This window comes from Serratia sp. Ser99, assembly GCF_024519545.1.
Taxonomy (GTDB): Bacteria; Pseudomonadota; Gammaproteobacteria; order Enterobacterales; family Enterobacteriaceae; genus Serratia; species Serratia liquefaciens.
This window is the reverse complement of the sequence record NZ_JALJRT010000003.1, coordinates 14,723-40,478: the sequence shown is the minus strand read 5'-3', so window position 1 is coordinate 40,478 and position 25,756 is coordinate 14,723. Positions and strand designations below refer to the sequence as shown.

Here is a 25,756-nt window from a genome sequence, read left to right as displayed (position 1 = left end):
TTATTGGGGAGAAGTAAAATGAAAAACCAACCTGTCGTCGACTGGGCGGCCTATATCAGCCAAATGGAAGCGATACTGGCGCTGGAAATGGATGACGCGCGCCGTCAGGAACTGCTGACCCAGTTCAATCGCATTGCTGCACTGGCGGAACCCTTGATGGCCTTCCCGCTCGATCCACGCCTGGAGATCGCAGGAGTGTATCGCGCATGAATTCGTTAAGTGCCCTATCGATCGCCGAGATCCGCGCGGCCCTGAAGCAAGGTGCGATTTCTGCACGTGAGATTGCCCAACAGACGTTAGAGAATATTGACGCACGGGATCCGGCGCTGAACGCCTATACCCACATCACGCGCGAACGCATGTTGAGCGAAGCCGATCACCTCGATCGCGCACGTGCCAAAGGTCTTCCAATGCCGAGCCTGGCGGCGATCCCTTACGCGGTAAAAAACCTGTTCGACGTCACCGGTGAAACCACCCTGGCGGGGGCCAGTCTGTTCAGCGATAACCCGCCGGCCAAACAAGACGCCTGGGCGATCGGCAAACTGGCCGGCCAAGGTGCCTTGCTGTCCGGCATGCTGAATATGGACGCCTATGCGTACGGTTTTACCACCGAAAACAGCCACTACGGCGCGACGCGTAACCCGCACGACACCACGCGTATTGCCGGTGGCTCCTCAGGCGGTTCGGCAGCGGCGGTCGCCGCCGGGCTGGTGACATTTTCCCTCGGCAGCGACACCAATGGATCAATACGCGTACCCGCGTCGCTGTGCGGCATCTTTGGGCTGAAGCCAACCTTTGGCCGTCTGTCGCGCAGCGGTAGTCAGCCTTTCGTCGCCAGTCTGGATCATCTCGGCCCCTTTGCCCGCCGGGTGCGAGATCTGGCAACGGTGTATGACGTGATGCAGGGCACGGATATTGAAGACCGTTTTCAGGCGGATAAACCGGTCACGCAAACCGAATCGCTGTTGCCCCGTGGCCAACAAGGCCTGCGCTGCGCGGTGCTGGGCGGGTATTTTCAGCAATGGTGCAACGATGATGCTAAAACCGCTGTAAGACAGGCTGCGCAGGCACTGGAGGCCGTGGCTGAAGTTGAATTTCCGCAGGCCGAATTGGCCCGGTCGGCAGCGTTCATCATCAGCGCCGCCGAGGGGGGCAATCAGTATCTGCCGCTGTTGCGCAGCCAGCCAAACCGCTTTGAGCCGCTGTCGCGTGAACGCCTGCTGGCCGGTGCCATGCTGCCCTCCGCCTGGTATGTGCAGGCGCAGCGCTTTCGTACCCATTTTCAGCAACAGGTGCTGCCGCTGTTCGAACGCTGGGACATCCTCATCGCCCCGGCGACGCCCTGCAGCGCCACGCCGATCGGCCAGGAAACCATGCATATCAACGGCACGGATCTGCCGATCCGCGCCAGTATGGGCATGCTGACGCAGCCGGTCTCTTTCCTCGGCCTGCCGGTAGTGACGGTGCCGCTGAAAACCGACTCTGGCCTGCCGATAGGCCTGCAGCTGATTGCCCCCCCCTGGCGAGAGGATCTGGCACTGCGTGCCGCCTATGCGCTGGAACAACGTGGCGTGGCAAGATGTGTTATACCGGGAAAACAGGACTAAATGATGAAAAGTGAGTATATCGATCGTCCGGCGGTGCTGGCAGAGGTGAACGCCGCCTTTTACCGTTACGAACAGGCGCTGATCGGCAATGATATTGAGGTGCTGGATGAGTTGTTTTGGCACGATGGTCGTACCGTCCGTTACGGCGCGACGGAGAATTTGTACGGCATCGATCAGATCCGTGACTTCCGCCAACAGCGTCCTTGCAAAGGGTTGGATCGCCTATTGGAGAACACCGTTATCACCACCTACGGTGACGATATGGCCGTCGCCAGTACCGAATTCCGCCGCCCCGGCAGCGAAAGCGTTGGCCGCCAGATGCAAACCTGGGTCAAGTTGCCCTGCGGTTGGCGCATCGTCGCCGCGCACGTGAGCTTGATGGCTTAAGGCAAACCCGGCGCACAAAAAATGGATAGTCTGGCATGTTGAGCCTTATAGTCGGCAGAGGTATTACCTTTAGCTAACTGAGGCTACTTATGACTACGGCTGCATCGATAAAAATTGATGATGAGCTCAAGCAACGGGTGCAACAAATCGCGGCCACGCGTCAGCGAAGTGCGCACTGGATTATGCGCGAGGCTATCCGTGAATACGTCGAGCGAGAAGAAAAGCGCGAAGCGCTGCGCAAAGACGCACTGCAAGCCTGGGAAACGTATCAGACCAATGGTAAACATCTGACCCAAGACGAGGCTGATCATTGGCTCGCTAATCTGGAAAAAGGTGATGATACGGAGATACCGGAGTGCCACAACTGATATGGACGCCTGCCGCACTGCTCGATATTCAGCGACTGTACCAATTTCTGGCAGCCAAAGATCGCCAGGCTGGGCAAAAGGCCGTGGCATCCATTCGTAGCAGCATCAATATCCTGGCCCATCATCCTCAGGCCGGTCGGCCCATTGAAGATATGGCAATTGAATTTAGGGAATGGCCGATCGATTTCGGCAACAGCGGCTGTATTGCCCTGTATCATTTTGATGGCAGCACCGCTGTACTGCTGGCAGTGCGCCATCAAAGTGAAGCCGGTAACTGACCGGGTCCCTCAACACCAGTACGCCATAAAGTTAACGGTGGAGCGATCGAGATCGCGTTCGCCAATCAGATAACGGCGTAGCGCCTTCACCGCGGAAGACTCTGCCGCAACCCAGGCGTAGAAGCTTTTCGCCCCTTCGGCTCGTTCCCACAGCAGATCGCCGCCCAAACTGTTTTCCGCCAGCGACTGCGCTTGCGTCCGCGCCGATTCGGGAATATTTACCCGTTGGCGCACCGACTCCACCAGCAGCGTACCGTGCATCTGCTGATGCCCGACGTCACGCGGCAGCCAATAGACCTCGGCGAATGGGAAGCGATCCATGTTCAGGCAGTCGCCCGCCACAGGAACCTCGAAGAAAGCCTGTACCCGCGGCGGATTGGCCCGCTGCGCCAGCTGTTCCAGAATGCCTACCGCCGCCGGTACCGCCGTCTCGTCGGCGATCAACAGCGCCTGCTGCAGCTCGCTCGGGGGAACCCATTCGTAACCACCGCTGTCACCGTCAAAATCGGCATTGGGGGCTACGGTTTGAATAACATCCCCCGGTTTGGCATGGGTCGCCCACGCCGAGGCCGGGCCGTTCACGCCATGCAGCACAAACTCGACGTCCATTTGATTCTGTTCGGCACGCAGCGCCCGCAGCGTATAGGTGCGCATCACCGGGCGTTGATCTTTCGGTATCGCCATATAGTCACGATACCAGTCGTCGCTGTTTTCCAGACGCAGGATCTGCCCCTCTTCGGCCGGGAACAACAGTTTGATGCGCTGATCCGGCGCCTCCAGCTTCATGCGATGGACATCCGGCCCCTCGAAAACGCAACGCAGCAAGGAAGGTGATACGTTTTCTTTTATTTTCAGTGTGATATCAAAAATTCTGTAGCTTGATGCGCCGGACATACTTGTTACTCTCCCGCAGAATTTGCACTGATGCGGTGCTGGCGCCACAGCCAGCCGCTGATACCCCCCAGCAGAACCGCCATCGTCAAAGCCGCCGCAATCAGCTGCGACTCACCATAAAATTTGGCCACCACCGGCACCATCAATGCGCTCAGGCCGTAACCCAGCGTATGGCTGGTAGCAATGGCCCCCGACCCTTTGCCGGTAGACAATTTATCGTTCAACATCAGTTGATAACCCGGCGTCGCCATGGCAGCGCCAAAAGAGGCCAGTGCGCAACCAACATAGAATAGCGCCAAAGGCTGAGCGCACATCAGGCCCAGTCCCACTATCATCAGCACTGCGGCAATCAGCAGCAGCTGCGACGCGCTAAAATGCTGCGGGCGCACCACCAGAAACTGAGCCAACAGCGTACAGGCCGCCGCCACGCTCAGCAACACCGCCACGTGATGACTGACAGTGGTGGCGGAATGACTGAATAAACCGGTCAAATGCGGTGCCAATCCCAATTGCATCAAGCTGACCGACGCGGCCAGCAACAGTGCGCACAGCAGGTAAGGCACCATATTGAGGCGAAGTCGGTTTTGCTGATGGGCAACCGGCGGCAGCGGTGGATCGTTATGCTGGCGGCACACCACCAATAGGGCGATCAATGGCGCAAGCGCCATCAACCACAGCGGCGCCATCGGATGAATCGACAACGCCAGCGCGGCGCACAGCGGCCCCAACAGTCGCCCGCAGCTCAGCCCGGAACTGATGGTCGCCAGCGCCGACATACGCTGTTCATAGCCGGCACGCTGTAGCGCCCAGGTCTGGCTCGCTGGCACCATGCCGGACACCGTCAGCCCGTAGATAATGCGTGCCGCAATCAGGCCGACCAGCCCCAGCGTCGATGAAAGCCAGCCAGCCGCCAACCCCCAAACCGCCAATGCCAGTAAAGCAAAACTGAACAAATACCCTGCTAACGCCATGGTTACCACGAACTTGCAGCCGCGAATTTCAGACTGCCTGCCCCACCAGGGTGACCCCACCAAAAACAGCATCGAGCCGAGCGTCAATAGCCCGGCCCAGACTGAAAGCGACAGCTGGGTCATGCTGACCAGCACCGGTAACGCCACCAGCAGGCCGTTTTGCCCGATACCCAGCAGCCCGGCGCACAACGCCAGCGGCCAGTTGGAAGGAGACGTATTCGCTATTGGCGGTGATTTAGGGGAAGATGAAATATGCATCAAACGTAAATTTACCGTTAATAAAATTATAAGGTTATGTTCAATTCATTGAAAAATTGTATCATACGACGATTGATAACAATAAATATTATTGATATAAGAATCATTCTCAATTGATTCAATAGTGAAATGGGATCATGACAATCCAGTTTGAAACCGCGACGACCGACGTGGCTGCGCAATGTTTTCTCAACGCGTTGATGCGTGAAACCCGGGACTGGCAAATCGTTCCGGCGGCCAACAACCAACAGTATCCGCAGCTTCATATTCCACTTTCGCCTTCTCAGGCTATCCGCATCACTTTACGTCACACCTCTCCCACCCAACATCACCAGTATCTGTTCCCTGCCCGCTTGCATCAGCAAGACGACGGCGCTGGTGTTGCGCTGAGCGTGGAGCAACTGGTGACCCTGTTGCTGGAAAAACCGTCGGTGAAGGGGGAACTGTCGGATGAGGTCGTTACCCGTTTCCGCCAGCGCGTACTGGAGAGTCATGACAATACCCAACAGGCGATCGCGGTTCGCCTGGACTGGCCGACGCTGCGCGACAAGCCGCTCAACTTCGCTCAGGCGGAACAGGGTCTGTTGGTAGGCCACGCCTTCCACCCGGCGCCCAAATCCCATGAACCTTTCGACGAACAGCAGGCGCGCCGTTACCTGCCAGATTTTGGTGCCCGTTTCCCGCTGCGCTGGTTTGCCGTCGATAAAAATCACCTGTGCGGCGACAGCCTGAACCTGACGTTGCAGCAGCGCCTGCAGCGTTTTGCCGCCGAAAGCGCACCGCAACTGCTGGCGCATTTTACCGATGACGTCTGGCTGTTGCCGATGCATCCGTGGCAGGCCGACCATTTGCTGACGCAGACCTGGTGCCAGGAACTGGTGACCCAGGGATTGCTCAGCGATCTGGGCGAAGCCGGCGAGCGCTGGCTGCCAACCAGCTCTTCCCGCTCGCTGTACAGCGCCAGCAATCGCGACATGATTAAATTCTCCCTCAGCGTGCGCCTGACCAACTCGGTGCGTACCCTGTCGGTAAAAGAAGTGAAGCGCGGCATCCGTTTGGCTCGTTTGGCGCAAACGCCACGTTGGCAGCAACTGCAGGCACGTTATCCCACCTTCCGCGTGATGCAGGAAGACGGCTGGGCCGGGCTGCGTTCTGCGGACGGGACGATTCAGGAAGAAAGCCTGATGGCACTGCGCGATAACCTGCTGTTTGAGCAGCCGGAAAGCCAGACCAATGTGCTGGTGACCCTGACCCAGGCCGCACCGGACGGCGGTGACAGCCTGCTGGCAGCGGCGGTGCGGCGTTTAGCCGCCCGACTGAATCTGCCGGTTCAACAGGCCGCTCATACCTGGCTGGATGCTTACTGCCAACACGTCTTACTGCCGCTGTTCAGCACCGAAGCCGATTACGGGCTGGTGCTGCTGGCCCACCAACAAAATATTCTGGTGGAAATGCAGCAGGATCTGCCGATCGGCATGCTGTATCGCGACTGTCAGGGCAGCGGCTTTACCCGCGATGCCGGGCCGTGGTTAGAAGAAATTGGCGAGGCCGAGGCGGAAAACCGCTTCAGCGAACAGCAGTTACTGCGTTACTTCCCTTACTACCTGCTGGTGAACTCCAGCCTGGCGGTCACTGCGGCGTTAGCCGCGGCCGGCTTCGACACTGAAGAACAGCTGATGGCCCGGGTGCGCGATGCGCTGAGTGGTCTGCGTGCCAACGCCAAAAACACCCTGTGTCTGGACTACGTCCTCGACAGCAGCCACTGGAACTGCAAAGGCAACTTCTTCTGTTATCTGCATGACCACAACGAAAACACCATCGTCGATCCGGCGGTGATTTATTTCGACTTCGTCAACCCGCTGCGCCAGGGAGCCGCTCAATGATGCCGCAAGCCAAACTGACGCATGCCGGCAACGGTTTTTGCTGCGAGCAGCTGGGAAAGGCGCTGCAACTCAGTCTGGGCCTGGACGGTAGCGCGGTGTTGCACTATCCGGGGCCACTGCCGCAGGACTGGCTGGTGCAGGCGCTGGACCAGTTGCTGGTGGCGGCACCGCAGCTCAGCGGTGTCACCTTGCCCTATGCGCAATGGTGCGAAGAACCGCAGGCACAGGCGCTGTTCGCGTTAGCCAGCAGTGACTATCTGGCGCGCGAAACCTTTTATCAGTTACCGCTGTGGCTCGGTGCCGAGCGCCACTCCGCGTCCGGGAAAATGCAGTATGACGCCGAGCGTAGCCTGTGGTTCCCACAGCGCCCCGCACGCCCCAGCGGCCAGGTGTATCGCCGTTACGATCCGCAGCTCAAGCGAACCCTGAGCTTCCGCCTGCCGGAAGTGGCACACGACGCCGAGCAGTTCACCCGCTGGATGAATTCACCGCGCGTGGATGCCTTCTGGGAAATGAGTGGCCCGCTCGAAACCCAGGCCGCCTACCTGCAGCGTCAGTTGGACTCCAGCTACTGCTATCCGTTGCTGGGGTGCTTTGACGATCGCCCGTTCGGCTATTTCGAAGTCTATTGGGCTCCGGAAGATCGCATCGGTCGCCACTACCGTTGGCAGCCGTTCGACCGCGGGCTGCACATGCTGGTCGGTGAAGAAGACTGCCGCGGCGCGCAATACATCCGCAGTTGGCTACGCGGCCTGACGCATTATCTGTATCTGGATGAACCGCGCACCACGCGCGTGGTCGCCGAACCGCGCGCGGATAACCAGCGACTGTTCCGTCACCTGCCGACAGCCGGCTACCACACAGTCAAAGAGTTCGATTTCCCGCATAAGCGCTCGCGTTTGATCATGAATCAGCGTGATGAATTCTTCCGGGGGGCTTCAGTATGAACACCGTAGATTACGCCGACTGGCAGCGCGTAAACCGCCAAATGATCGCCAAGATCCTCGCAGAGCTGGAATATGAACGCACGCTGCAGGCCGAACAACACGGCGAACAATGGCGCATTCTGCTGGGCGACGCTCAGTATAGCTTCAGCGCCGAACGCGGCATTTGGGGTTGGCTGCACATCGACCCGGCAACGCTGACCTGCGATCAATCGCCGTTAGCCGCCGACCAAACGCTGCGCCAACTGGCTCAGGTGTTGAAAATGGACGATGCGCAGGTCGCCGAGCATCTGGAGGATTTGTACGCCACGCTGCGCGGCGATATGCAGTTGCTGTCCGCCCGTCACGGCATGAGCGCACAGGATTTGATTGCCCTGGATGCTGACGCGCTGCAGTGCCTGTTGGCCGGACACCCCAAGTTTATCTTCAATAAAGGCCGTCGTGGCTGGGGCCTGACCGCGCTGCATCAGTACGCGCCCGAATACCAGGGGCAGTTCCAACTGCACTGGGTAGCGGCCAAACGCGGCAGCTTTGTCTGGTGCGCCGACGAAGAATATTCACTGGATAACCTGCTTAACAGCGCGATGGACAGTGCCGAACGCCAACGCTTCGACCGCCGCTGGCGCGAGCTGAAACTGACCCATGACTGGATCCCGGTCCCGCTGCACCCGTGGCAGTGGCAGCAAAAGATCGCTTTGCACTTCCTGCCGCAGTTGGCCGAAGGGGATCTGGTGGAATTGGGTGAATTCGGCGACAGCTATCTGGCGCAGCAATCGTTGCGCACGCTGACCAACATCAGCCGCCGTTCCGCTTTCGACATCAAGCTACCGCTGACCATTTACAACACCTCGTGCTATCGCGGCATTCCGGGCAAGTACATCAGCGCCGGGCCGGCCGCTTCCCGTTGGCTGCAGCAGATTTTTACCGAGGACGATACGCTGAGCGCCAGCGGTGCCGAGATCCTCGGCGAGCCGGCGGCAGGCTATATGACCCACCCGACCTACGCCTCTTTGGCCAAAGCGCCTTATCGCTACCAGGAAATGCTGGGGGTGATCTGGCGTGAAAACCCCTCTTGCTACCTGCAGGAAGGCGAACAGGCCATCTTGATGGCGACGCTGATGGAAACCGACAACCACGGCCAACCGCTGATTGCCGCCTATATCGCCCGTTCCGGCCTGAGCGCTGAAGCCTGGCTGCAGCAGATGTTCAGGGTGGTGGTGGTGCCGATGTACCACCTGATGTGCCGCTACGGCGTAGCGCTGATCGCCCATGGGCAAAACATCACGCTGGTGATGAAAGATCATGTGCCGCAGCGCGTGCTGTTGAAAGACTTCCAGGGCGATATGCGTCTGGTGGATCAGGACTTCCCCGAAGCGACATCACTGCCGAAAGTGGTGAGAGACGTCACCGTGCGCCTGTCCGCCGACTATCTGATCCATGATTTGCAAACCGGGCATTTCGTTACCGTGCTGCGCTTTATCTCGCCGCTGATGAAGGCCTGTGGGGTCAGTGAAACCCGCTTCTATCAACTGCTGGCACAGGTACTGAAAGGCTATATGGCACAGCATCCGGACATGGCGGAACGCTTTGCGTTGTTTGATCTTTTCAAACCACAAATTATTCGCGTGGTGCTCAACCCGGTAAAACTCACCTACTCAGAGCAGGATGGCGGCAGCCGCATGTTGCCAAACTATCTGCAGGATCTGGATAACCCTCTTTACTTGGTCACCAAGGAGTTTGCCCAATGAATCAGCCCCTGGATTTCATCGGCATTGGTATCGGCCCGTTCAACCTCAGCATTGCCGCACTCGGCAGTGAAGTTGCCGGTTTTAACAGTAAATTCCTCGAACGCAAGCCGCACTTTTCCTGGCATCCCGGCATGATGGTGCCGGATTGCCATATGCAGACCAGCTTCCTGAAAGATCTGGTCAGTGCGGTATCGCCCACCAATCCCTACAGCTTTCTTAACTACCTGGTGAAAAGGAAGAAGTTTTATCGATTCCTGACCACCGAGCTGCGTACGGTGTCGCGCGAAGAGTTCGCCGACTACCTCGACTGGGCCGCCAACGGGCTGAAGTCGCTGGAGTTCAGTCAGGATATTCAGAGCGTCGATTTTGACGACCAGCAGCGCCAATTCGTCGTCACTACCCAGCGTGCGACTTACCGGGCGCGCCACGTCTGCCTGGGCATAGGCAAACGCATCAAACTGCCGGACTGCGTTACCGAGCAAAACGATCGCTGCTTCCATGCCAGCGAAATGACGATGCGCAACCCGAACCTGGCCGGAAAACGCGTCACCATCGTCGGTGGCGGCCAGAGCGGTGCAGACCTGTTCCTGAACATCTTCCGCGCCGAATGGGGGCAGCCTGCGCAACTGAATTGGATCTCGCGCCGCAATAACTATAACGCGCTGGATGAAGCCGCCTTCGCCAACGAGTACTTCACGCCGGACTACGTTGACAGCTTCTATGGCCTGAACGACGGTGCCAAGCAGCGCATGCTGACCGAGCAGAAGATGACCTCTGACGGCATCACCAGCGATTCGCTGCTGGCTATTTACCGCGCGATGTATCACCAGTTTGAAGTGTTGCGCGAAAAGCCCTGGGCGCACCTGCTGCCAAGCCGCTCGCTGGCGGCAATCCAGGCCGCAGGCGATGGCTGGCAGTTGGTTACCCATCACCATCTTGATCAGGGTAAAGAAACCTTCGACACCGACGTGGTGATTTTCGCCACCGGCTATCAGCAGGATCGTCCGGCGTTCCTCGAACCGCTGGCCAATCGCCTGCTGACCACCGCCGATGACCAGTTCCGCGTAGCCCCCGACTTCAGCCTGGAGTGGGAAGGCCCCAAGGAAAACTGCCTGTTTGCCGTAAATGCCGGCATGCACAGCCACGGCATCGCCGAACCCCAACTCAGCCTGATGGCCTGGCGTTCGGCACGCATTCTCAACCGGGCTTTAGGACGCGACCAGTTCGATTTAACGTCCACCCCGGCTGTGATCCAATGGCGTAGTCGGCAGCCGGGTATTCCGTCCCGCGCCGAGCACGTCATGCTCAATTACACCGAGTTTTAACTACACACCAATATGGGACACTCTGGAAAATAACGATGAAACGCAAACACCTCTGGGTATTAAACCCTTGCCTGCTGGCGATGCTCGCCCCTACGGCCTGGGCAGAAGAACAAAAAAGCGAAGAGCAAATGGTGGTTTCCGCCAGCCGTACGCACCGTACAGTGGCAGAAATGGCGCAGACCACCTGGGTGATTGAGAGCCAGGAAATTGAGCAGCAAGTTCAGGGCGGCAAAGAGATCAAGGACATGCTGGCGCAGTTGATCCCGGGCATGGACGTCAGCGGTCAGGGGCGTACCAACTACGGCATGAACCTGCGCGGCCGTTCAATGATGGTGATGATCGACGGCGTACGTTTGAACTCATCGCGCAGCGACAGTCGCCAGTTGGATTCGATCGATCCCTTTAATATCGATCACATTGAAGTGATCTCCGGTGCTACCTCGCTGTACGGCGGCGGCAGCACCGGTGGCTTGATCAACATCGTTACCAAAAAAGGCCAGAAAGAGCAGCAGGTTGAACTGCAGATCGGCGGTAAAACCGGCTTTGGCGGCCACACCGACCACGACGAGAACGTAGCGGCAGCAGTCAGCGGCGGCAACGACAACGCCTCGGGCCGGTTGTCGGTCTCCTATCAGCGCTACGGTGGCTGGTATGACGGCAAGGGCAACGAAGTCCTGATTGATAATACTCAGACCGGCCTGCAATATTCCGATCGCCTCGACGTGATGGGCACCGGCACTATCAATATCGATGACCACCAGCAGTTGCAGTTGACCACTCAGTATTACAAAAGCCAGTCCGATGGCGACCACGGCCTGTTCCTGGGGGAAAATTTCGCCGCGGTGACCGGCAGCGCCAAGGCGTACAACAGCGGTAATCTCAATTCGGATCGTATTCCAGGCACCGAACGCCACCTGATCAACCTGCAGTACTCCAACACCGATTTCCTCGGCCAGGATCTGGTGGCGCAGGTCTACTATCGCGATGAGTCGCTGACCTTCTATCCGTTCCCGACGCTGGCAGGCAAAGCCCCGAATTATTACGTCAGCAGCATCGGCGCTTCCCAGCAAAAGACCGACTTTTACGGCGGCAAGCTGACGCTGAACAGTAAGCCGATCGAGGCCCTGACGTTAACCTACGGCATCGACGCCGAGCATGAGACGTTCAACTCCAACCAGCAGTTCTTCGATCTGGCAAAAGCGCAGCAGTCTGGCGGTATGGACCTGCAAAACGCCTATAACACCGGGCGCTACCCAGGCTACAGCACCACCAACCTGGCCTCCTTCCTGCAGGCCAGCTACGACATCAACCCTATCTTTACCCTGAGCGGCGGCGTGCGCTACCAGTACACTGAAAACAAGATTGATGACTTCGTCGGCTACAGCCAGCAGCAGGCTATCGCTACCGGCGCCGCCACCTCGGCTGATGCAATTCCGGGCGGGAAAACGGACTACAACAACGCCCTGTTCAACGCCGGCCTGTTGGCACACCTGACCGAACGCCAGCAGACCTGGATCAACTTCTCGCAGGGTTACGAGATCCCGGATCCGGGCAAATATTACGGCAACGGTACCTATGCGCTGAACAACGGCCACTACCAGTTGAACAAAAGCGTCAACGTTGGCGACTCCAAGCTGGAAGGCATTAAGGTTAACTCCTACGAACTTGGCTGGCGTTACACCGGCGATAACCTGCGCACGCAGATTGCCGGCTACTACTCCCTGTCCGATAAGAGTATTTCGATCAACAAAACCGACATGACCATTAACGTCAACTCGGACAAACGCCGTATTTACGGGATGGAAGGCGCGGTCGATTACTTCTTCGAAGACAGCGACTGGAGTGCGGGCACCAACTTTAACTTCATCCGCTCCGAGACCAAGGTCAACGGCGAATGGAAAAAGCTGGTAGTGGATACCGCCAGCCCATCCAAAGTGACTGCCTATGTCGGCTGGGCGCCGGGCGACTGGAACCTGCGCCTACAGTCACAGCAGACTTTCGACGTCTCGGATGACGGCGATTACACCAAGGCCGGCTCTACCCAGGGACGTAAAATTGATGGCTACAACACCATCGATTTCCTCGGCAGCTACGCGTTGCCGGTGGGTAAACTCAGCTTCAGCGTGGAAAACCTGCTGGATAAGGAATACACCACCGTTTGGGGCCAGCGCGCACCCATTCTCTATAGCCCGACCTACGGCTCACCCGAGCTTTACAGCTATAAAGGCCGCGGCCGTACCTTTGGTCTGAACTACTCCGTACTGTTCTGATCCATGCCCGAGCGCAATCCTGCGCTCAAACATAACGAAAAGGGCCACATCGGCCCTTTTTTACTTCTTAAAAGGATGCTGTGCCAGCCAGTGGTCAGCAATATCCTGGCGTCGACATACCCAAACCCGATCGTATTGCTCGATATAGTCCAGGAATCGCTGCAGCGCGCGAAACTTGCCCGGACGGCCCAATAAACGGCAGTGCATGCCGATCGACAGCATCTTCGGCGACTCCTCGCCTTCGGCATACAGCACGTCGAAGCTGTCTTTCAGATAGGTAAAGAACTGCTCGCCGGTGTTAAACCCCTGTGGCGAGGCAAAGCGCATATCGTTGGCCTCGAGGGTATAGGGTACGATCAGGTGCGGCTTTGTTTCACCATTGGCGCACTGCACCTCGGTCCAGAACGGTAAATCGTCTCCGTAATAGTCGCTGTCGTATTGCAAGCCACCGTGCTCTACCACCAAACGACGGGTATTGGGACTGTCCCGCCCGGTATACCAACCGAGCGGTGCCTGGCCGAACAGATCCCGCAATACCGTCATCGCCTGCTGCATGTGCTGCCGTTCGGTCACTTCATCCATCTGCTGATAGTGGATCCAGCGCCAGCCGTGGCTGACCACATCGTAACCGGCGTTTTTAATCGCTTCGACCACCTGCGGGTTACGCGCCAGCGCCATCGCCACGCCAAACACCGTCAAGGGCAGGCCGCGACGCTGAAACTCATCGTGGATGCGCCAGAACCCGGCGCGTGAACCATATTCGTAAAGGGAATCCATCGACAGATGCCGTTCTGGATAGCTGGCCGCGCCGATGATATCGGAAAGAAACTGTTCGGAGCCGGCGTCGCCATGCAGCACGTTGTTTTCAGCCCCTTCCTCATAATTGAGGACAAACTGCACCGCGATGCGCGCCTGACCAGGCCAACGAGCATGCGGCGGACGACCGGCGTAGCCGATCAAATCACGGGGATAATCTTTATTGAACGCGAAATCACTCATCGTTGTTTCCCCTTACCGATCACCCGTTAAAATGACTGAACATGCCGGACAAAGGTTTTGCCCGCGGAAAATCCAGATCGCCGTGCTTGCTGGTGCTCAGACCGAGCGCGCTTAGCGATTCGATCATTTTTACCGCAGCGCTGACGCCGTCGATTACCGGGATCCCCAATTCCAGCGTCAGTTCGCGCGCCAAATCGGCCATGCCGCCGCAGCCAAGCACAATCGCCCCGCTGCCATCCTGTTGCTTAGCCCGGATGCACTGCTCACGCACTTTTTGCTGAGCCCGACCGCTACCGTCCTCCAGCGCCAACACCGGCAGATCTATCGCATGCAGCGCCGCACAGTGCCGCTCAAAACCGTATTGATGCAGTAAATGCCTTGCAATGACCAACGTGCGCGGCAGCGTGGTAACAATGGAAAAACGCGTCGCCACCAGCGTCGCCATGTGCATTGCCGCCTCGGCGATGCCGACCACCGGCTTGTCGGCCAGCTCACGCGCGGCCAGCAAACCCGGATCGCCAAAGCAAGCAATGACATGACCGCTCACGCCGGCTTCTCGGCCGGCTTTCACCTGCTGCAAAACGCCAATGGCAGCAATGGCTTCGTCAAAATGTCCCTCTATCGATGGCGCCCCTTCCTGCGGGCAGACCGCCAGGATTTCGGTGCCCGGCGCAGCCACCGCACGCGCCGCAGCGGCGATGGTTTCGGTCATTGCCTGGCTGGTGTTCGGATTGATGACCTGAATAATGCAGCGAGTTGTCATAGCGTCTCCCGCGGATCGGCGTCGGCAAAAATATGGGCGAAATCCGGCGTTTCATTCGCGTCGTGGTTAAACCGTAAATTCGCCACAATATCGTCAAAATGGCGGACCATATGATCTGCCAGCGCCGCGCTGTCTTTCCCCCTCAACAACGCCAGCAAATCGCTGTGATCGTGGCAGCGACACCCCTGCTGCCAGGGTGAACCATAAACGGCAATCGCCAGCGACGATCGCAAAGTGAGCTGCGACACCATTTCGGTCAGCACCTGATTACCGGCGATAGCCTGCAGTTGAACGTGGAACGCGGCGGACAGGCGGATCGCCGCAGCGCCGTCCTGATCGCGGTGCGCCTGCTGTTCCTGCGCCACGATCTCTTCCATCGCCAGCAGATGATTTTCGTCGCAGTGGGCAAGCACCTGCGGCAGGTTGGTGCATTCCAGCATCTTGCGCGTCTGGAATACCTGGGTTGCCTCGTCCTGCCCGGGCGTAGCCACCTGTGCACCACGTTTGGGCAGTTGGGTCACCAATTGCACTGCGGCAAGGCGCTGCAGCACCCGACGGATCCCGGTTCGGCTTACGCCGAAGGTCTCGGCCAAGGCTTCTTCCGGCAATTTGCTGCCGGGCAGCAACCGATGTTCGACAATGGCTTTTACCAACGAGTTGTAAATATGATCGTCTTTATCTTCAATGAAATAAGTGGCCTGTTGCCCATGCCACGCGGCGTTGGTACCGATCGTCGTGCCGACCATTTTTCTGCTCCCCGTCCCCTTGAATAGTCAAATCGTATACAAGATGAAGATATTTTGTATACAAAAAAGAAAAGTCTGGCCTGGATCCTGCAAAAGCCCTCTCAGCAACCTTTGCCAAAAAACAGATAACAACATCCGGGTGACGTTCTTGAGAGGAGCACGATTTATGCCAAACCCTAATGAAAACTACAGTCCCAAGCTGTGCAACGACGATCTGGCACCAACGCGTGACCAGAACTGGAGCTGGTACAACATTTTTTCTTTCTGGATGTCCGATGTACACAGCATGGGCGGCTATGTGGTGGCCGCCAGCTTCTTCGCCCTCGGCCTGTCGAGCTGGCAGGTCCTGATTTGCCTGCTGGTGGGGATTTGCATCGTGCAGTTTTGCGCTAACCTGGTGGCCAAGCCCAGCCAGCTCGGCGGCGTGCCTTACGCCGTATTAAGCCGCCAGGCGTTTGGCGTGTTCGGCGCCAATATCCCGGCGGTGATCCGCGGCATGATCGCCTTCGCCTGGTATGGCATCCAAACCTATCTGGCCTCCAACGCGCTGATGCTCACACTACTGAAATTCTTCCCGTCGCTGGAACCAATGACCCAGCCGCATTTTCTGGGGCTGTCGCAGCTTGGCTGGGTTTGTTACATCACCATGTGGCTGCTGCAGGCGATGGTGTTTTGGCACGGTATGCAGGCAATTAAGCGTTTTATCGACATCGCCGGGCCAGCGGTTTACGTGGTGATGTTCGCGCTGGCAGGCTGGATTGTATACCGAGTCGGTTTCTCTAATCTCTCTCTTACTCTGGCGAGCAAAAACCTGAGTGCCGGTGAGCAAGGCTGGCTGATGCTGACCGCCACCGCGCTGGTGGTCTCTTACTTCTCCGGCCCGCTGCTTAACTTCGGCGACTTTACCCGCTACGGCAAAAGTTTTGCTGAGGTACAGCGCGGCAATCGCTGGGGTTTACCCTTCAACTACCTGCTGTTTTCGTTGGTCACCGTCGTGATCGTTTCCGGCACCCTGCCGCTTTTCGGGCAGCTGATCACCGATCCGATCGAAACCGTCACCCGCCTCGACAGCGATATCGCCGTGGCCCTTGGGTTGCTGACGATGATCGTCGCCACCATCGGCATCAATATCGTGGCCAACTTTGTCTCGCCGGCCTTTGATTTTTCCAACTGTTCGCCGCAGAAGATCAGCTTCCGTACCGGCGGAATGATTGCCGCCGTCGGCTCGTTCCTGTTGACCCCCTGGAACCTGTTCCAGTCACCCGAGCTGATTCACTACACGCTGGACGTATTAGCGGCCTTTATCGGCCCGTTGTTCGGCATTCTGTTGGTGGATTTCTACATTATCAAACGCGGTGAACTGCACGTCGACGACCTGTACAATGCCACGCCAGGAGGCCGTTACTGGTATAAAAACGGCTTCAATCCGAATGCGATTTGGGCACTGGTACCCTCAGTGATTATCGGGTTGGCGATCAGCTTCACACCGAGTTTGCATCAGGTGGCTAACTTCAGTTGGTTTATCGGGGCAGCGTTGGGTGGGGGCTGTTATCGCATCATTGCTCGCCGGGAGTGGGCAGCCAATCAGGCGGTAACCTTCGCCAAAACGCAATTGAGCAAAGATTAAAAACAACGAAGCCCTGAGTTATTGCTAACTCAGGGCTTCTAAATGTTGGCGGAACGGACGGGGCTCGAACCCGCGACCCCCTGCGTGACAGGCAGGTATTCTAACCAACTGAACTACCGCTCCGCGCCGTTCTTCTCTTGCGAGAGGAACGAGGCGCATATTACGGTTGAGCCACTATGTCGTCAATGCCTTTTTCTTACCAAATGAACCGTTTGCACAGTTTTTCAGCTAACGGAACCCAAAGGTGATAACGCCCGGTTTATTTACGGCGAAAATACCGTTATTCCGCTTCCGTACGCCACAGGCAACTGCCGCCCTTTTTCGCCACCAAATCCAGACGCGCCTCATGGGCCATCACTTCTTCATCGCTGGCGTAAACCACTTTCATTGCCGTTGCCGGACGCACAATGCGCTGAATGTCCTGCGTCGAATTGTTGTTTTGCGTATCCCCTTCCATCTGGAAGGCCATTGACGTCTGACCGCCGGTCATCGCCAGATAGACTTCCGCCAGGATCTCGGCATCGAGCAATGCGCCGTGCAGCGTACGCTTGCTGTTGTCTATCTCATAACGACTGCACAGGGCATCGAGGTTGTTGCGCTTGCCCGGGAACAGGCGACGCGCCATTAACAGGCTGTCGGTGATGGTGCAGAAGGTATCGGTCTTCGGAATGCCCTGCTGCAGCATGCGGAATTCGTGATCCATAAAGCCGATGTCGAACGCCGCGTTATGGATAACTAACTCACCGCCGCGGATAAAGTCGATAAACTCATCGGCAATTTGGTCGAACGTCGGTTTATCCGCCAGGAACTCGTCGCTGATGCCGTGAACCCCATAGGCCTCCGGATCCACCAGCCGATCCGGCTTGATGTAGACGTGGTAGTGGCGACCGGTCGGGCGACGGTTAATGACCTCGACCGCACCGATTTCAATGATGCGATGGCCTTCGTAATGCACCCCGAGCTTGTTCATACCGGTGGTTTCGGTATCGAGGACAATCTGTCTGGTGGTTGTAGTGATCATATTGCAGTGCTCACAGCGTTCGTTTATGTCAGACTTGGCTTTTATAAAACTGATAGGAAGAGTCTACCAGAGATGCTTAAACAGGTAGAAATTTTCACCGACGGCTCCTGCCTTGGCAACCCGGGTCCCGGTGGTTACGGCGCCATACTGCGCTATAAGCAGACGGAAAAAACCTTTAGCGCGGGCTTCCGCCTGACCACCAACAATCGCATGGAGATGATGGCGGCGATTGTCGCATTGGAAGCGCTGACCACGCCTTGCGAAGTGATCCTCAGCACCGACAGCCAATATGTACGCCAGGGCATTACCAGTTGGATCCATAACTGGAAAAAGCGTGGCTGGAAGACTGCCGACAAAAAGCCGGTCAAGAATGTCGATCTTTGGCAGCGTCTGGACCTGGCCATTCAGCGCCACACCGTCAAATGGGAATGGGTCAAGGGCCACGCCGGCCATCCGGAAAACGAACGCTGCGACGTACTGGCACGCGAGGCGGCCGGCAATCCAACGCAGGAAGACGTGGGTTACAAACCGGAAAACTAAGGCTGCTTGCGATAACTCTTGGTCGCGCCGACGGCGCGGCTGAGAGAAGGCTTTCGCGCTCCGAACTTCATCGGCGTTGGCGTCAACGGCAAAGTGCGCTTACGCGCCACAATCACGCTCATACACCCCAGCGCCGGTAAATGGGTGCACAAAAACTTCCCGCCCTTACGCTGCCACGGCAGCACGTGAAAACGCGACTGATGCAACACCTCATAATTCAACAGGCTCAGCCAGTCCAGCAGGCGCATTTGAGTAAACATCCGGCTCACGTAAGGCTGGCGGCGACGTAACCCTGGCACCAGTTTCCCCAACCCCAACAGACTGAACGGGTTGAAGCTGCTGATCACCAGCCAGCCGTCGTCGATCAACACGCGATCGACTTCACGCAGCATGCGGTGCGGATCGTCAGCATAGGATAGCGTGTGTGCCAGCAAACAGGCATCTACCGACTTGGCGGCGAAGGGCAATTGGTAAGCATCTGCGACCACCTGCAGGTTATCGCCTTCCAGGCTGACGTTGACCTGGTGGGAAATGGCGCATTTATCCGTTGCCAGACTGGCGCTGAGATTACCGATTTTAAGCAGGTGGAAACCAAACAGCTTCGGCCACCAGGGTTGCAACTGCCGCTCTAGCGCCTCACGATAGTATTCCCCCCACGGCAACTCGCCCCAAGACTGTGGGCTGGCGAGCTTTTGTAGAGTATGGGCTGGTTTCATGATTTATTATCTTCTTTCAAGCCGTTGCCAACGAGAGGTCCAAGATGAATCTTATCAGTATTCCCGCCTTCCAGGACAATTACATTTGGTTGTTAGATAACCAGCAGGGGCACGGCATCATTGTCGATCCCGGTGAGGCACAGCCGGTGCTTGATACGCTGGAACGCCTGAATTTGACGCCTGACGCGATTCTGTTGACCCACCATCATCACGATCACGTCGGTGGCGTAGCGCAAATTGTGGCACGCTATCCTGGGCTGAAGGTCTATGGGCCACAGGAAACTGCCGACAAAGGCGCTAACCACATCGTTCATGACGGAGAAACCCTCGAGATCGATGGCCGAAAATTCGCCGTAATCGCGGTTCCCGGACATACCTTGGGCCATATTGCATTCTATAGCGCCCCTTATCTTTTCTGCGGAGACACTATTTTTTCTGCCGGCTGCGGCAGGCTGTTTGAAGGGACCGCAGAACAAATGTACGACTCATTTCAACAACTCGCGCAACTTCCCGATAACACCTTAATTTGTTGCGCGCATGAATATACACTTTCAAATCTTAAGTTTGCGCGGGCTATTTTGCCGGAAGATCGAGGAATTGAAACATATCAGCAACAAGTTGAAGCGTTACGGGCAAAAGGCCTGCCTAGTGTCCCTACTCAGCTACAATTAGAGCGTAAAATTAACCTATTTTTACGCTGTCATGACACTGATTTACAAAGAAAATTAGGCTTTCACTCGCCACCACAGCACCTTCATTCGGTTTTTTCCGAATTACGCCTGCGAAAAGACAACTTCTGAGCTTTTAGTTGTGTTATTTGACGAAGCAAAGTATGATTGCTCGTCTTTTAAGCAACTACATTGACACACACATGAAGGCTAAAGCGATATTTCTCGCCTCAGTCTTGCTAGTGGGGTGCCAGTCGTCCAGGCAGGACGCACCGGCCCCAGAACAGCATGCACAGAGTTTGTCTTCGGCAGGTCAAGAGAGTGAAGCAGGAGAGTACACAGCGAATGGTCGAGCGAGCTCGGCGCGGTGGCTAGATAACAATAGTGGTGCCGCGCAACAGAACCTGTGGAACTTCATTAGCGACGAGCTGAAGATGGAGGTTCCGGAAAATTCCCGGATCCGTGATCAAAAAAGAAAGTACCTAAAAAGTAAGAGCTATCTCCACGATGTAACATTACGGGCAGAGCCGTACATGTACTGGATAGTCGGGCAGATTAAGAAACGCAATATGCCGATGGAACTGGTACTGCTACCCATAGTGGAGAGCGCTTTTGACCCACACGCCACGTCAAGTGCCAACGCCGCAGGGCTATGGCAAATCGTGCCGCAAACGGGTCGCAATTATGGTTTGAAAAACAACCAGTGGTATGACGGGCGACGCGATGTCGTCGCCTCGACGACTGCTGCGCTTGATATGATGCAGTATTTGAACCGCATGTTTAACGGTGACTGGTTACTGACCGTTGCCGCTTATAACAGTGGTGAAGGCCGTGTCATGCAAGCGGTTAAGGCGAATAAACGCCAGGGTAAGCCAACCAATTTCTGGGCATTGTCGCTTCCGCGTGAAACGTCAATTTATGTTCCGAAAATGCTGGCGCTGAGCGACATCATTAAAAACAGCAAGAAGTACGGTATCAATCTTCCGAAGACTGATAATACCCGTGCACTGGCGCGTATCGATGTTGGGCAGCAAATACAGTTAACTCAGGCGGCTGAGATGGCTGGGCTTTCAATCACCAAGATGAAAGCTTATAACCCAGGCTACAAAAAAGGCGTTACGGCACCCAACGGGCCCCATTACATTATGGTTCCCAAAGGTCATGCCGATCAGCTGAAAGACTCGTTGGCCGATGGCCAGATCGCAGTGACTCAGCCAACCACTCAGTTGGCGAAGAACAGCGGTTTGACAGGCGGTAGCTCGTATAAGGTTCGCTCTGGCGACACGGTATCGGGCATTGCCAAGCGGTTGAATATTAAGTCCAGCGATTTGCAGAGTTGGAACAACTTACGTGCCAAGAGCACCTTAAAAGTTGGGCAAACCCTGCAAGTGGCCAGCAACACCGGCAGTAACAGCAGTATCACCTATCAGGTTCGCAAAGGTGATTCGCTGGCCAGTATTGCACGTCGTCACGGCGTCGATATTAACGACGTGATGCGTTGGAACTCAACGCTAGCCAAGGCTAACAATCTGCAACCGGGTCTGAAATTGACCCTGTTTGTCAGTGATAAGTCGTCGCCGGATACCTAAATTTTCGGCACAAAAAAAGCACCCTGCGGGGTGCTTTTTTATTGTCTGAATACGGACGATAATCACCAGTGTGGTTTGTCAGCCTCGGGATGAAACTCCACCAACAGCGGATTATGGTCTGACGCGCTGGTCACCAGCACCGAAGCCTCCGCCACGCCCATATTGCGATAAAACACAAAGTCCAGCGGGCGGCCAAACGCCTTACGACGATGATCGTCCGTGAAGTTCACCTCACGCAGTGCCATATCGCTGGCGAACTGATACAGCGCATTGATTCGTTTGCGGCTCCAGGCATTAAAATCCCCGGCCATAATCACCGGCCCGTGGTGGTTGGCAATCTGCTCGCCAATCGGCCCCAGTTGCTTACTGTAGACGTCCACGCCCAGGCTGAAGTTCACCGCATGAATATTTACGACCATCAAAAGCTGTCCGTTAAACAACGGGTAGACGGTGATTAACGCCGATTTGGCCAGCCGCAGCAGTGGTTCGCGTTCGCGTAATGGGCAGCAATACACCGGATGCGCTGCCGCCAAAGTCATCACGCCCGAAGGGTGTTGCGGCAATACAAAAGCCGGCACCTGATCGGCAGCCAGATAGTTTGACGTGGCAAAGCTCACCAGTTCAGGCGTGGTTTGCGCCTCCTGCAGCAGGACCAGTTGCGCATCCTTGCCATAGCTTTTCAACACCGAGAGCCAGTCTGCCCGTTGCTGTTTAAAGATGTTCCACACCATCACTCGCAACGCGCCGGACGTAGGCAATGCAGCCCCGGGCGGCAGCGGTTGATTGATGGCGCCAGGGAAAATTCGCTCAACTGGCTGACCTGCAACATACCTCATTGCATAAGTTCGTTTCGGCACGCTATTCGCCTATTTCCCATTAGGATGAAACTGGCGGTGACATTCCCGCCAACATTGAATCGATTATACGCCTGCCCTCACCTGACGGCATGGCTTTTACGGGGTATATCCTTTCCAGTTATAGGGGCGTGAGGTAGGGATTTCAATCTTCTGACAGTATATGTGTGTAAAGGTTAGCGGTGATCGATGATAAATGCGAAAAGGCCCGCATTTTGCGGGCCAGATAAGGGGAAGGTGCTGCTATCAAGCCAATTGCTGCCGGTACTTCTTATCCAGACGCCCGCTAACCCCCACCAGCAGCAGAGCCACCAGCACGATCAGCGCACCAATCCACGGCGTTTGCGCCAGGCCCAGCGTGGATACGGTCTGACCGCCGATGACCGAGCCCAGAGCAATACCCACGTTGAAAGCTGCGATGTTCAGCCCGGAAGCGACATCTACCGCATTCGGCGTGTACTGTTCGGCTTTCTGCACCACGTAAACCTGCAGCCCCGGTACGTTACCGAAGGCGAATACGCCCATCACCACCACCGTCATCAGCGCTGCGATGCTATGGCTGGCGGTGAACTGGAACACCAGCAGCAAAACGGCCAGCGCGGCAAAGATAAAGCTGAGGGCACGGACGGCACCATGGCGGTCAGCCAATTTTCCGCCCCAAATGTTGCCAATCGCTACCGCAATGCCGTAGGCCAGCAGGATCCAACTGACCGCGGGGGCGGAGAACCCCGCCAGTTCCTGCATCATTGGCGCCAGGAAGGTGAAGGTGGTGAATACGCCACCGTAACCCAGCGCGGTGATGGCGTAAATCAGCAGCAGGCGTGGATGAGTCAGCACTTTAAACTGCTCGCCAATGCTGGCGCTGGCCTGATTTTTAATGTTGTTGGGTACCAGGATGACGCTGGCCACCGTGGCAATCACGCCAATAAGCGATACCGCCAGGAAGGTTTCACGCCAGCCAAAATGCTGGCCGATAAAGGTCCCCAAGGGTACCCCTGTCACCAACGCCACGGTCAAGCCGCCGAACATAATGGCGATCGCCGAGGCGGCTTTCTCTTTCGCAACCAAGCTGGTAGCGATAGTAGAGCCGATGGAGAAGAATACCCCGTGGGCCAAGCCGGTCAACAAGCGGGCCACGACCAACGACTCGTAGCTCGGCGACTGCCAGGCCAGCAGGTTGCCGAGGGTAAACAGCACCATCAGGCTGATCAGCAGCAGCTTGCGCGGTACGCGGCCGGTTAAAGCCGTCAGTACCGGCGCGCCAATCGCCACGCCGATAGCATAAATGGTAACCAGCAGCCCGGCGGACGGTACTGTCACCCCCAGTTGTTCCGCGATAGTCGGGATTAGCCCAACGATCACAAACTCGGTAGTACCAATAGCAAAGGCGCTGATGGTCAATGCAAGTAATGCGAGAGGCATCTTTTTTACTCCAAATAGCGTTCAGGTTGATGGCGACTATTATCGGCCTGTGCTTAAATGATAAAAATGCTCAAAATATCAAATGAATTTTGCCAATGGAGCAACAGTGAAAGCGAATTCCGATGAATTGATTACTTTCGTGACCGTGGTGGAAAGCGGCAGTTTCAGCCGCGCGGCCGAACGACTGGATCAGGCCAATTCGGTAGTTAGCCGCACCGTCAAAAAACTGGAAACCAAGCTCGGAGTCACGCTGCTCAACCGCACGACGCGTCAGATCAGCCTGACGCAGGAAGGGGAAAACTATTTCCGCCAGGTGCAGAAGGTACTGAGTGATATGGCCGCGGCGGAGAATGCGCTGATGGAAAGCCGTCAGCGTCCACAGGGGCTGTTGCGCGTCGATGCTGCCACGCCAGTCGTGCTGCACGTATTAACGCCGCTAGTGGCGGAATTTAGGGGCCTGTATCCGGAAATGTCGCTGTCACTGGTGTCGTCAGAGAACTTTATTAACCTGATTGAGCGTAAGGTGGATATTGCCATCCGCGTCGGTGAGTTGACCGACTCCAGCCTGAAGGCACGCAAACTGATGACCAGCTATCGACGCGTGCTGGCCTCCCCTGCCTATTTGGCACAATATGGCATGCCACAAAAGGTGGAAGACTTAGCGCAACACTGCTGCATCGGTTTTAACGATCTGCCCAGTTTGAATCGCTGGCCACTGGCCTGCGCCGACGGTCGGCAGTTGGAAATCACCCCAGGCCTGACCACCAACAGTGGTGAAACCCAGCGTCACCTGTGCCTGCATGGCAACGGCATTGCCTGCCTGTCCGATTTTATGATTAGCGCAGACATCGAGCGCGGCGATCTGGTGCCTGTTTTGGTGGAGGAGACGCTGCCGGTCGCCATGCCAATCAATGCGGTGTATTACAGCGACAGTGCCGTCAGCAACCGCCTGCGCAGCTTTATCGACTTTCTCAGCAAACATCTGGGACAATAAAAAAGGCGCCCGTCTGGGCGCCTCTCTGATGCAAAGATACGGAAAATTAATCCCAGTTCGGTGCCAGACCTTCCGGGCTGACCAAACGGCCATTGCTTTCCAGCTTGGCAATTTCTGCCATTTCCTCACTGCTTAACGTCAACTGCTGCGCCAACAGGTTGCTCGCCAGGTTTTCACGTTTGGTCGATGATGGGATCACCGCGTAACCCAGCTGCAGCGCCCAGGCCAGAATAACCTGTGCCGGAGTAGCATTGCGGCGTGCCGCAATCGCCTTGATGGTCTCATCCTTCAGCGCCTGACCATAGGCCAGCGTCATGTAGGAAGTGATGGCAATGCCGTGCTGCTGGGCAAACTCCACCACTTTGCGGTTTTGCAGGTAGGGCGAGAGCTCAATCTGGTTTGTGGCGATCTGCTCTGCCCCAACGGCGTCAATCGCTTGCTGCATCAGATCCAGAGTGAAGTTGGAAACGCCAATTTGGCGCGTCAGGCCTAATTTTTTCGCCTCCGCCAGTTCGGCCATAAACTCGGCAACAGGAACTTCGTCGTTCGGCGAAGGCCAGTGAATCAGGGTCAGATCAACATAGCCGGTTTGCAACTTGCTCAGGCTCTCTTGCAGGCTCGGGATCAGCTTGCCTTTCGCCAAATTGGCGATCCAGATCTTGGTGGTGATAAACAGCTCTTCACGCGGTACGCCGCTGGCGGCAATCGCCTGCCCCACCGCCGCTTCGTTTTCATAGATTTGCGCCGTATCGATCGCGCGGTATCCCAGCTCGAGTGCCGTAGTGACCGAGTCGATCACCACCTGATCCTGGAGACGGAAGGTGCCTAAACCAAATGCAGGGATGCTCATAATTTTATTCTCTCATTAGGATGTTGAAGCGATA

25 protein-coding genes and 1 tRNA gene are annotated in these 25,756 nt (G+C 56.6%); 15 read left to right on the top strand and 11 right to left on the bottom strand.

The genetic code is table 11. From position 1 onward, the window contains the following. The first annotated feature begins 18 nt into the window (after positions 1-18). The 5 genes from hpxX (at position 19) to NR114_RS07860 (ending at position 2,640) form a co-directional block, all read left to right on the top strand. Positions 19-210 (top strand): oxalurate catabolism protein HpxX, encoded by a 192-nt coding sequence (hpxX, locus tag NR114_RS07880; RefSeq protein WP_115059989.1) that lies wholly within the window; start codon positions 19-21, stop codon positions 208-210. Then, complete coding sequence (locus NR114_RS07875) at positions 207-1,607, top strand: AtzE family amidohydrolase (RefSeq protein WP_256814089.1); 1,401 nt, start codon at positions 207-209, stop codon at positions 1,605-1,607. Before hpxX ends, NR114_RS07875 begins: the two co-directional genes overlap by 4 nt. Positions 1,608-1,610: 3 nt before the next feature. Beyond that, positions 1,611-1,994 (top strand): oxalurate catabolism protein HpxZ, encoded by a 384-nt coding sequence (hpxZ, locus tag NR114_RS07870; RefSeq protein WP_256814090.1) that lies wholly within the window; start codon positions 1,611-1,613, stop codon positions 1,992-1,994. An 89-nt stretch (positions 1,995-2,083) separates the two neighbouring features. Continuing rightward, positions 2,084-2,362, top strand: a complete 279-nt coding sequence (locus tag NR114_RS07865) for a CopG family ribbon-helix-helix protein (protein WP_256814091.1) — start codon at positions 2,084-2,086, stop codon at positions 2,360-2,362. Continuing rightward, positions 2,350-2,640: a type II toxin-antitoxin system RelE/ParE family toxin gene (locus tag NR114_RS07860; protein ID WP_256814092.1), complete on the top strand. Its 291-nt coding sequence runs from the start codon at positions 2,350-2,352 to the stop codon at positions 2,638-2,640. Before NR114_RS07865 ends, NR114_RS07860 begins: the two co-directional genes overlap by 13 nt. Positions 2,641-2,649: 9 nt before the next feature. Here NR114_RS07860 and NR114_RS07855 read toward each other — a convergent pair whose 3' ends face one another. Then, complete coding sequence (locus NR114_RS07855) at positions 2,650-3,534, bottom strand: siderophore-interacting protein (protein ID WP_041414248.1); 885 nt, start codon at positions 3,532-3,534, stop codon at positions 2,650-2,652. Between the two features lie 5 nt (positions 3,535-3,539). Further along, positions 3,540-4,763, bottom strand: a complete 1,224-nt coding sequence (locus tag NR114_RS07850) for an MFS transporter (protein ID WP_256814093.1) — start codon at positions 4,761-4,763, stop codon at positions 3,540-3,542. A 137-nt stretch (positions 4,764-4,900) separates the two neighbouring features. Here NR114_RS07850 and NR114_RS07845 point away from each other — a divergent pair, with 137 nt between their 5' ends. From NR114_RS07845 to NR114_RS07825, 5 genes are read left to right on the top strand one after another with little or no spacing between them, the layout of a single operon-like run. After that, on the top strand, positions 4,901-6,646 hold the full coding sequence (locus tag NR114_RS07845) for an IucA/IucC family siderophore biosynthesis protein (protein ID WP_048759744.1): 1,746 nt from the start codon (positions 4,901-4,903) through the stop codon (positions 6,644-6,646). Further along, positions 6,643-7,593 carry a GNAT family N-acetyltransferase gene (locus tag NR114_RS07840; RefSeq protein ID WP_256814094.1) on the top strand — a complete coding sequence of 317 codons (951 nt, stop codon included), beginning with the start codon at positions 6,643-6,645 and terminating at the stop codon, positions 7,591-7,593. The genes NR114_RS07845 and NR114_RS07840 overlap by 4 nt, the downstream gene beginning before the upstream one ends. Next, the gene (iucC, locus tag NR114_RS07835; RefSeq protein WP_020825335.1) at positions 7,590-9,338 is read left to right on the top strand and encodes an IucA/IucC family siderophore biosynthesis protein; all 1,749 of its coding nucleotides are present in this window, start codon (positions 7,590-7,592) and stop codon (positions 9,336-9,338) included. Before NR114_RS07840 ends, iucC begins: the two co-directional genes overlap by 4 nt. Next, positions 9,335-10,663, top strand: coding sequence for a lysine N(6)-hydroxylase/L-ornithine N(5)-oxygenase family protein (locus NR114_RS07830; RefSeq protein ID WP_020825334.1), 1,329 nt, complete (start codon positions 9,335-9,337; stop codon positions 10,661-10,663). Before iucC ends, NR114_RS07830 begins: the two co-directional genes overlap by 4 nt. Before the next feature lie 35 nt (positions 10,664-10,698). Continuing rightward, complete coding sequence (locus NR114_RS07825; RefSeq protein WP_046374449.1) at positions 10,699-12,933, top strand: TonB-dependent siderophore receptor; 2,235 nt, start codon at positions 10,699-10,701, stop codon at positions 12,931-12,933. 60 nt (positions 12,934-12,993) lie between these two features. Here NR114_RS07825 and puuE read toward each other — a convergent pair whose 3' ends face one another. The 3 genes from puuE to NR114_RS07810 are packed head-to-tail and all read right to left on the bottom strand — an operon-like array spanning position 12,994 to position 15,441. Beyond that, positions 12,994-13,932 (bottom strand): allantoinase PuuE, encoded by a 939-nt coding sequence (gene puuE / locus NR114_RS07820; RefSeq protein WP_149573547.1) that lies wholly within the window; start codon positions 13,930-13,932, stop codon positions 12,994-12,996. 19 nt (positions 13,933-13,951) lie between these two features. Then, positions 13,952-14,695 carry an allantoin racemase gene (gene hpxA / locus NR114_RS07815; RefSeq protein WP_046374450.1) on the bottom strand — a complete coding sequence of 248 codons (744 nt, stop codon included), beginning with the start codon at positions 14,693-14,695 and terminating at the stop codon, positions 13,952-13,954. Then, complete coding sequence (locus NR114_RS07810; RefSeq protein ID WP_020825330.1) at positions 14,692-15,441, bottom strand: GntR family transcriptional regulator; 750 nt, start codon at positions 15,439-15,441, stop codon at positions 14,692-14,694. The genes hpxA and NR114_RS07810 overlap by 4 nt, the downstream gene beginning before the upstream one ends. Before the next feature lie 166 nt (positions 15,442-15,607). Between NR114_RS07810 and NR114_RS07805 the strand changes: the two genes are divergently transcribed. Continuing rightward, entirely contained in the window at positions 15,608-17,068 is a 1,461-nt protein-coding gene (locus tag NR114_RS07805; RefSeq protein WP_020825329.1) for an NCS1 family nucleobase:cation symporter-1, read from the top strand. A 46-nt stretch (positions 17,069-17,114) separates the two neighbouring features. Here NR114_RS07805 and NR114_RS07800 read toward each other — a convergent pair. Continuing rightward, positions 17,115-17,191, bottom strand: a tRNA-Asp gene (locus tag NR114_RS07800). A gap of 157 nt (positions 17,192-17,348) precedes the next feature. Further along, entirely contained in the window at positions 17,349-18,089 is a 741-nt protein-coding gene (gene dnaQ, locus NR114_RS07795) for a DNA polymerase III subunit epsilon (protein WP_020825328.1), read from the bottom strand. Positions 18,090-18,161: 72 nt separating this feature from the next. Here dnaQ and rnhA point away from each other — a divergent pair, with 72 nt between their 5' ends. Further along, entirely contained in the window at positions 18,162-18,629 is a 468-nt protein-coding gene (gene rnhA / locus NR114_RS07790) for a ribonuclease HI (RefSeq protein WP_020825327.1), read from the top strand. Here rnhA and NR114_RS07785 read toward each other — a convergent pair. Further along, positions 18,626-19,345, bottom strand: a complete 720-nt coding sequence (locus NR114_RS07785; protein ID WP_234529304.1) for a class I SAM-dependent methyltransferase — start codon at positions 19,343-19,345, stop codon at positions 18,626-18,628. The genes rnhA and NR114_RS07785 overlap by 4 nt on opposite strands. 44 nt (positions 19,346-19,389) lie before the next feature. Here NR114_RS07785 and gloB point away from each other — a divergent pair, with 44 nt between their 5' ends. After that, entirely contained in the window at positions 19,390-20,145 is a 756-nt protein-coding gene (gloB, locus tag NR114_RS07780) for a hydroxyacylglutathione hydrolase (RefSeq protein ID WP_234529303.1), read from the top strand. Positions 20,146-20,216: 71 nt separating this feature from the next. Next, on the top strand, positions 20,217-21,602 hold the full coding sequence (gene mltD, locus NR114_RS07775; RefSeq protein ID WP_170868526.1) for a murein transglycosylase D: 1,386 nt from the start codon (positions 20,217-20,219) through the stop codon (positions 21,600-21,602). Between the two features lie 62 nt (positions 21,603-21,664). On the opposite strand, the gene NR114_RS07770 is transcribed toward mltD, so the two are convergent. Together NR114_RS07770 and NR114_RS07765 are read right to left on the bottom strand one after the other, a co-directional pair. Next, positions 21,665-22,459 (bottom strand): endonuclease/exonuclease/phosphatase family protein, encoded by a 795-nt coding sequence (locus NR114_RS07770; RefSeq protein WP_071844577.1) that lies wholly within the window; start codon positions 22,457-22,459, stop codon positions 21,665-21,667. A 243-nt stretch (positions 22,460-22,702) separates the two neighbouring features. After that, the gene (locus NR114_RS07765; protein WP_020825321.1) at positions 22,703-23,878 is read right to left on the bottom strand and encodes an MFS transporter; all 1,176 of its coding nucleotides are present in this window, start codon (positions 23,876-23,878) and stop codon (positions 22,703-22,705) included. Between the two features lie 106 nt (positions 23,879-23,984). Between NR114_RS07765 and yafC the strand changes: the two genes are divergently transcribed. Further along, positions 23,985-24,872 (top strand): DNA-binding transcriptional regulator YafC, encoded by an 888-nt coding sequence (yafC, locus tag NR114_RS07760; protein ID WP_129941143.1) that lies wholly within the window; start codon positions 23,985-23,987, stop codon positions 24,870-24,872. Positions 24,873-24,918: 46 nt separating this feature from the next. Here yafC and dkgB read toward each other — a convergent pair whose 3' ends face one another. Next, on the bottom strand, positions 24,919-25,722 hold the full coding sequence (dkgB, locus tag NR114_RS07755; protein WP_020825319.1) for a 2,5-didehydrogluconate reductase DkgB: 804 nt from the start codon (positions 25,720-25,722) through the stop codon (positions 24,919-24,921). Positions 25,723-25,756: the final 34 nt, after the last annotated feature.

Bases quoted from the DNA above. Each gene is read 5' to 3' on its own strand.
- hpxX (WP_115059989.1), top strand. From the start codon at position 19: ATGAAAAACCAACCTGTCGTCGACTGGGCGGCCTATATCAGCCAAATG.
- NR114_RS07875 (WP_256814089.1), top strand. From the start codon at position 207: ATGAATTCGTTAAGTGCCCTATCGATCGCCGAGATCCGCGCGGCCCTG.
- hpxZ (WP_256814090.1), top strand. From the start codon at position 1,611: ATGAAAAGTGAGTATATCGATCGTCCGGCGGTGCTGGCAGAGGTGAAC.
- NR114_RS07865 (WP_256814091.1), top strand. From the start codon at position 2,084: ATGACTACGGCTGCATCGATAAAAATTGATGATGAGCTCAAGCAACGG.
- NR114_RS07855 (WP_041414248.1), bottom strand. From the start codon at position 3,534: ATGTCCGGCGCATCAAGCTACAGAATTTTTGATATCACACTGAAAATA.
- NR114_RS07850 (WP_256814093.1), bottom strand. From the start codon at position 4,763: ATGCATATTTCATCTTCCCCTAAATCACCGCCAATAGCGAATACGTCT.
- NR114_RS07845 (WP_048759744.1), top strand. From the start codon at position 4,901: ATGACAATCCAGTTTGAAACCGCGACGACCGACGTGGCTGCGCAATGT.
- NR114_RS07840 (WP_256814094.1), top strand. From the start codon at position 6,643: ATGATGCCGCAAGCCAAACTGACGCATGCCGGCAACGGTTTTTGCTGC.
- iucC (WP_020825335.1), top strand. From the start codon at position 7,590: ATGAACACCGTAGATTACGCCGACTGGCAGCGCGTAAACCGCCAAATG.
- NR114_RS07830 (WP_020825334.1), top strand. From the start codon at position 9,335: ATGAATCAGCCCCTGGATTTCATCGGCATTGGTATCGGCCCGTTCAAC.
- NR114_RS07825 (WP_046374449.1), top strand. From the start codon at position 10,699: ATGAAACGCAAACACCTCTGGGTATTAAACCCTTGCCTGCTGGCGATG.
- puuE (WP_149573547.1), bottom strand. From the start codon at position 13,932: ATGAGTGATTTCGCGTTCAATAAAGATTATCCCCGTGATTTGATCGGC.
- hpxA (WP_046374450.1), bottom strand. From the start codon at position 14,695: ATGACAACTCGCTGCATTATTCAGGTCATCAATCCGAACACCAGCCAG.
- NR114_RS07810 (WP_020825330.1), bottom strand. From the start codon at position 15,441: ATGGTCGGCACGACGATCGGTACCAACGCCGCGTGGCATGGGCAACAG.
- NR114_RS07805 (WP_020825329.1), top strand. From the start codon at position 15,608: ATGCCAAACCCTAATGAAAACTACAGTCCCAAGCTGTGCAACGACGAT.
- dnaQ (WP_020825328.1), bottom strand. From the start codon at position 18,089: ATGATCACTACAACCACCAGACAGATTGTCCTCGATACCGAAACCACC.
- rnhA (WP_020825327.1), top strand. From the start codon at position 18,162: ATGCTTAAACAGGTAGAAATTTTCACCGACGGCTCCTGCCTTGGCAAC.
- NR114_RS07785 (WP_234529304.1), bottom strand. From the start codon at position 19,345: ATGAAACCAGCCCATACTCTACAAAAGCTCGCCAGCCCACAGTCTTGG.
- gloB (WP_234529303.1), top strand. From the start codon at position 19,390: ATGAATCTTATCAGTATTCCCGCCTTCCAGGACAATTACATTTGGTTG.
- mltD (WP_170868526.1), top strand. From the start codon at position 20,217: ATGAAGGCTAAAGCGATATTTCTCGCCTCAGTCTTGCTAGTGGGGTGC.
- NR114_RS07765 (WP_020825321.1), bottom strand. From the start codon at position 23,878: ATGCCTCTCGCATTACTTGCATTGACCATCAGCGCCTTTGCTATTGGT.
- dkgB (WP_020825319.1), bottom strand. From the start codon at position 25,722: ATGAGCATCCCTGCATTTGGTTTAGGCACCTTCCGTCTCCAGGATCAG.